At 73.9% G+C, this 5,238-nt stretch carries 4 protein-coding genes; all 4 read right to left on the minus strand.

Going from position 1 to position 5,238, the window contains the following annotated elements:
• Positions 1 to 136: 136 nt before the first annotated feature.
• Positions 137 to 1,816 carry an ABC transporter substrate-binding protein gene (locus ACFUVW_RS19400; protein ID WP_430572936.1) on the minus strand — a complete coding sequence of 560 codons (1,680 nt, stop codon included), beginning with the start codon at positions 1,814 to 1,816 and terminating at the stop codon, positions 137 to 139.
• 211 nt (positions 1,817 to 2,027) lie between these two features.
• Entirely contained in the window at positions 2,028 to 2,753 is a 726-nt protein-coding gene (locus ACFUVW_RS19405) for an ABC transporter ATP-binding protein (protein ID WP_430572937.1), read from the minus strand.
• Positions 2,750 to 3,700 (minus strand): ABC transporter ATP-binding protein, encoded by a 951-nt coding sequence (locus ACFUVW_RS19410; RefSeq protein ID WP_430572938.1) that lies wholly within the window; start codon positions 3,698 to 3,700, stop codon positions 2,750 to 2,752. The genes ACFUVW_RS19405 and ACFUVW_RS19410 overlap by 4 nt, the downstream gene beginning before the upstream one ends.
• 80 nt (positions 3,701 to 3,780) lie before the next feature.
• The coding region (locus tag ACFUVW_RS19415; protein WP_430572939.1) for an FtsX-like permease family protein at positions 3,781 to 5,238 on the minus strand (1,458 nt) is incomplete at its 5' end.

Consider the following 5,238-nt stretch of genomic DNA (forward strand, 5'->3'; position numbering starts at 1 on the left):
GCCCGGCAGGCGCTGACCCGCGACACCCCCTCGGACTCCGCCCAGGTGGGCGAGGTGATCGTCTACCCTGCCCTCCAGACGTCGGAGGGCCGGCCGCGAACCTACCGGACGCGGCCGGCCGTCACCGAATCGGGACTCAGCCCTGCTTCGTCACCTGGTACAGGATCGGGTCGCTGTCCCAGCCGAAGACGACGTTCTCGACCTCCTCGCCGAAGCCACCGGTGGCGTTCTGGTACCACAGCGGGATACCAGGCATGTCACCGAACAGGATGGTCTGCGCCTCCTGGTAGGCGGCGATCGCCGCGGCCTCGTCGGTCGCGCCGTTCCCCTCCTTCATCTTGGCGTCGAACTCCTTGTTCGAGTAGCCCATGTCGTTCGAGCCCGCGTTCGTGCCGTAGATCGGCCCGAGGAAGTTGCTCAGCGCCGGGTAGTCGGCCTGCCAGCCGCCGCGGAAGAGGCCCTTGATCTGCTCGTTGTCACGGGCGTCGAGGAACTCGTCGAAGGTGGCGTACGGGTCGAACTCGCACCCGATGCCGAGCGTGCTGCGGACGTTGTTGCAGACGGCGTCCACCCAGGTCTGGTGGTCGGAGTCGGCGTTCGAGGCGATCTGCAGCGTGAAGTCGGCCCCGACCGGGTCCTTGCTCTCGGCCTCGGCCCACAGGGCCTTCGCCTCGTCGGGGTTGTACTCGAGCACCTCGTTGCCCGGCACCTTGTCGGACCAGCCGTTGATGACCGGCGACGTGAAGTCCTTCGCCGGCGTGCGGGTGCCGTTGTAGATCGTCTCGGTGATCTGGTCGCGGTCGATCGCCATGGAGATGGCCTTGCGGCGCAGCAGACCCGCGTCGCCCTGGAACTCCTTGACGTACTCCGGGACGTTGACGACCTGGATCACGGCCGCGGCCTGGTTGACCGCGCGGTCGCCCAGCTCGTCCTCGAACGTCGAGAACGCCGACGACGGCACGTTCTTGACGATGTCGAGCTGGCCGCCGAGGAGGTCGTTGTACGCCGTGTCCTCCTCGGTGTACGCGACGAGGTCGGCGCCACCGTTCTGCGCCTTGCGCTCACCCTTGTAGTCGGGGTTCGGGCGCAGCTCGATGACCTCGTTGTGCACCCAGTTCTCCACCAGGTACGGGCCGTTGCCGATCGGCGCGTCGGCGAAGGCGTCCGGGTTGTCGAAGAACGCCTCGGGCAGCGGCATGAACGCCGCGTAGCCCAGGCGGAGCGGGAAGTCCGACTCCGGCTGGCTGAGCTTCACCGTGAACTCGGTGTCGCTGACGACCTTGAGGCCGCTCATCGTCTCCGAGGCGGGCTTCTCGCCCTCCTTCGGGTTGCCCTCCGCGTCCAGCTGGTCCTCGGCGAAGTTCACGTCCGCGAAGCCCTCGATGGGCTCGAAGAAGTAGCTGAGGTTCTGGGCGTTCGGCGCGTAGGCGCCGTAGTTCCAGGCGTCGACGTAGCTCTGCGCCGTGACGGGCGTGCCGTCGGTGAACGTCCAGCCGTCCTTGATGGTGATCGTCCACGTCTGGTTGTCGTCGGAGTCGATGGACTCCGCCATGTCGTTCTGCGTCTGGCCCTCAGCGTCGTAGTAGACGAGGCCCGCGAAGATGTTCGAGATGGCCATCGAGCCGTTGGTCTCGTTCGTCATCGTGGGGATGAGCGGGTTCTGCGGCTCGCCGTTCTGCACGGAGATGATCCCGCTGCTCGGGCCGCCCTCGCTGGCCTCGGGGTCGTTGCCCGAACCGCCACCGCACGCGGACAGGAGCAGGGCAGAGGCGAGGGTGAAGGCCCCGATGCCTGCAAGTCGTCGTCGAGGTGTCACGTGTCCTCCTGAGTTGAGTCGCTCACCGGCGGGGATCACCCCTCGGTGAGGTGCAGGCGCGTGTGCCCGCGCACTGCACTGTGCGCGGGTGACTCTAGTCACGGTTCGGGGCCCGGACATACCCTTCGCCCCGTTTGCACCCGGAACCGTGACCAATCCGGTATCTGGGCGCAACCTCCGGGGCACGACCGGCGGCCGGCCCCGGACGCCGTCAGACCGTCACCAACCGGCCCTCCCGGACGACGAGCACGCGGTCCGCCATGGCCACCAGCTCGGGGTCGTGGGTCGCCACGACGGCGGCCACCCCGCGCGAGTGCACCAGGTCGCGCAGCAGGGCCATGACCCGGGCGGCCGTGGTCGAGTCCAGCTGCCCCGTCGGCTCGTCGGCGAGGAGCACCCGCGGGCGGGCGACCAGCGCCCGCGCCACGCCGACCCGCTGCTGCTGGCCGCCAGAGAGCTCGTACGGGCGCTGCTCCGCGTGGTCCTCGAGGCCGACGGCCTCGAGCGCCTCGGCGACCCGTGCCGCCCGCTCGGCCGCGTCGACCCGGGCCAGGCGCAGGGGCACCTCCACGTTCTCCGCCGCCGACAGCACCGGGATCAGCCCGAACGACTGGAACACGAAGCCGATCTCGGTGCGGCGCACCGCGTGCAGCTCGTCCTCGCCCAGGCCGCCCAGCTCGCGCTCGACGGCGCCCGGGCCCTGCGCCGCCGGGTCGGCGCCGAGGTGCACGGTGCCCGTGGTCGGCCGGTCGAGCCCCCCGAGCAGGTGCAGCAGCGTCGACTTGCCGGACCCCGACGGCCCCACCACGACCACGAGCTCGCCGGCCCCCACCTCGACGGACACGTCCTCCAGCGCCCGCACCTCGCCCGCACCGCTGCCGTAGACGCGCGAGAGGCCCTCCGCGCGCAGCACCGTCGTCGTCGTCGTGACGCTCATCGCCCCTCCCCCGGCTCTCGGTGCGGCCGTCCGCGCCGGCCGTCCGGCCGCACCTCGACATGGTCGTCCTCCAGCGCGAGGCGCACCCGGTCCCGCAGGTCCAGGGCGCTGACGAAGTCCTGCGGCAGCTGCAGGCGCCCCACGCGGTCCAGCACGGCGAACTCCTCCGCGACGTGCCGCTGCGCGCCGTCCTCGTCCACCTCCGTGCGGCGCAGCACCTCGGTGGACGTGCGCCCGTCACGGATCTGCACCGTCCGCGCGACGTGCTCGGAGACGGCGGGGTCGTGGGTGACGATCAACGTGGTCACGCCGGTCGCGGCGTTCACCCCGCGCAGCGCCTCGAGCACCTCGACGCTCGTCACCTCGTCGAGCTCCCCCGTGGGCTCGTCCGCGAGCAGCACCCGCGGTGCGCCCGCCACCGCGACGGCGATCGCCACTCGCTGCTGCTGCCCGCCCGACATCTCGCCGGGGAGCCGGTCGGCCACGTGCCCGACGTCCAGCAGCTCCAGCAGCTCGGTCACGCGCGCCGCCCGCGCCGCCCGGGAGCCGCTGCGGGCGATCTCGAGCGGCACCCTGACGTTCTCGGCCGCCGTGAGGTACGGGAGCAGGTTCCGCCCGGTCTGCTGCCAGACGAACCCGACGGTGGAGCGCTGGTAGCGCACGCGGTCGCGCCGCGACATCGTCAGGAGGTCCGTGCCCGCGACCACGGCGGAGCCCGCTGTGGGCAGGTCCATGCCGGACAGGATGTTGAGCAGCGTCGACTTGCCCGACCCCGACGCCCCGACCACGGCGACCAGGCCCCCACGGTCGACGGCCAGGTCCAGCCCCTGCAGCGCCTGCACCTCGATGCCGTCCGTGGCGAAGATGCGCACCAGACCGCGGCACCGGATCTCGTCGGGCTCCGGCCGGGCGGCGTCGGCCGCCGGCCACCCGGTCTCCTCGGTCACCACCATGTCGTCACCACCATCTCGCCACCGCGCTCCCGTCACCGCGTTCCCCGATGCCGTCGCCCATCAGCCGTCCTCCCTCATTCCGCCGTCTCCCGCAACCGCTCCGGCGTCGCGCCGCGGCGCCCGACGACCGTCGCGAGCACGGCCCCGACCACCACCGTCGCCACGAAGCCGGCCACTCCCCCCACCACGAGCACCGGGTCGACCGTGAGCGCGGGCTGCGGTCCGCCCCCGGTCAGCGCGGTGAGGTCCACGCGGGCGCGCAGCAGGGCGGGCACCGCGACCCCGACCAGCGCGCCGACGACGAGCGCCCCCAGGGCCCAGGGCGCCACCTCCCACGCGACGAGACCGCGCGACTCCGAGCGCCGCACCCCCATCGAGCGCAGCACCGCGAGCAGGCGCTCCCGGTCCGGGGCGGCCAGCACCAGCGTGAGGGCCACGGTGAGCGCGACGAGCACCCCCGCCAGGGCGACGGAGACCCGCGCGCCGGTCGCGATACCCCGGGCGGCCGGCGACTCGAGCAGCTCCGCGGCGACCGTGGTGCGGTCGTCGACGGTGGCCCCCGGCACCGCGTCGCGCAGCGCCGCGGCGACCTGTGCCGGGACCGCGCCGTCGTCGAGCGCCACCAGGGCCGTGCGCGGCTCGGTCGCCATGTCGAGCGGGCCGGCGAGGACGCCCGCGTCGAGCACGAGGGTCGACGGCGCGTCGATCACGCCGGGCACCCGGTCGGTCGCGCCCACCACCACGACGTCGGCGCTCTCGTCCTGCAGGTCGAGGACGAGGCCCGTGGTGCCCGCCTCGACGTCCGGGACCCGCAGCGAGAGGACCGGCAGGGCCCCGTCGCCGGCCGGGCGGGCCAGCTCCGCGACGTCGAGCGGCGCGTCCGGCACGCCGGCCTGCACCGCGGCGAGCTCTGCCGCGTCCACGGCGACCACCTGCACCGAGCGGCTCCCCCCGTCCGGCGACCTCAGGTGCGCCGTCTCGGGCACGCGGGCCGCCGTCGCCACCGCCGCGACGCCGTCGACCCCGCGCAACGTCGACACGACCTCCTCGCCCAGCGCGGGCCCCGAGACCCGCAGGTCGGCCCCGAGCTCGACGTGCGCCTGACGCTCCACCCCGGCGTCCACGGTGGACAGCAGCACCGCCGACGACGCCCCCACGGAGACCGCGAGCACCAGGGCGAGCGCGGGCACGACGCCGCCGGCCGGCGCGCGGGTGGCCCGCGCCGCCCCCAGGAAGGGCACGAGGTCGCGTCGCCGCGACAGCAGCCGCTCGAGGCCCCTCGCCAGCAGCGGGATCACGCGCACGGCGACCACGGCGGCCGCGGCCGCCACGAGCAGCGGGGTCGCCGCCACCAGCGGGTCGACCCCGCCGTCGCCCGCGCCCCCGACGACGCCGCGGCGCGCCAGGAGCACGGCCGCGAGCGCCGCGACCCCGACCACCGCGAGCTCCGCGGTCCGGCGCCAGCGACCGCCCGCACCCGCCGCGAGGTCGCGCCGCTCGGTCCCCAGCGAGCGCCGCACCGTGACGGCCGC

Source organism: Isoptericola sp. NPDC057391 (genome assembly GCF_042668085.1).
Lineage (GTDB): Bacteria > Actinomycetota > Actinomycetes > Actinomycetales > Cellulomonadaceae > Isoptericola.

What these genes read in the sequence shown, in the direction of transcription:
- ACFUVW_RS19405 (WP_430572937.1), bottom strand. Translation starts at nt 2,753, where the DNA reads ATGAGCGTCACGACGACGACGACGGTGCTGCGCGCGGAGGGCCTCTCG.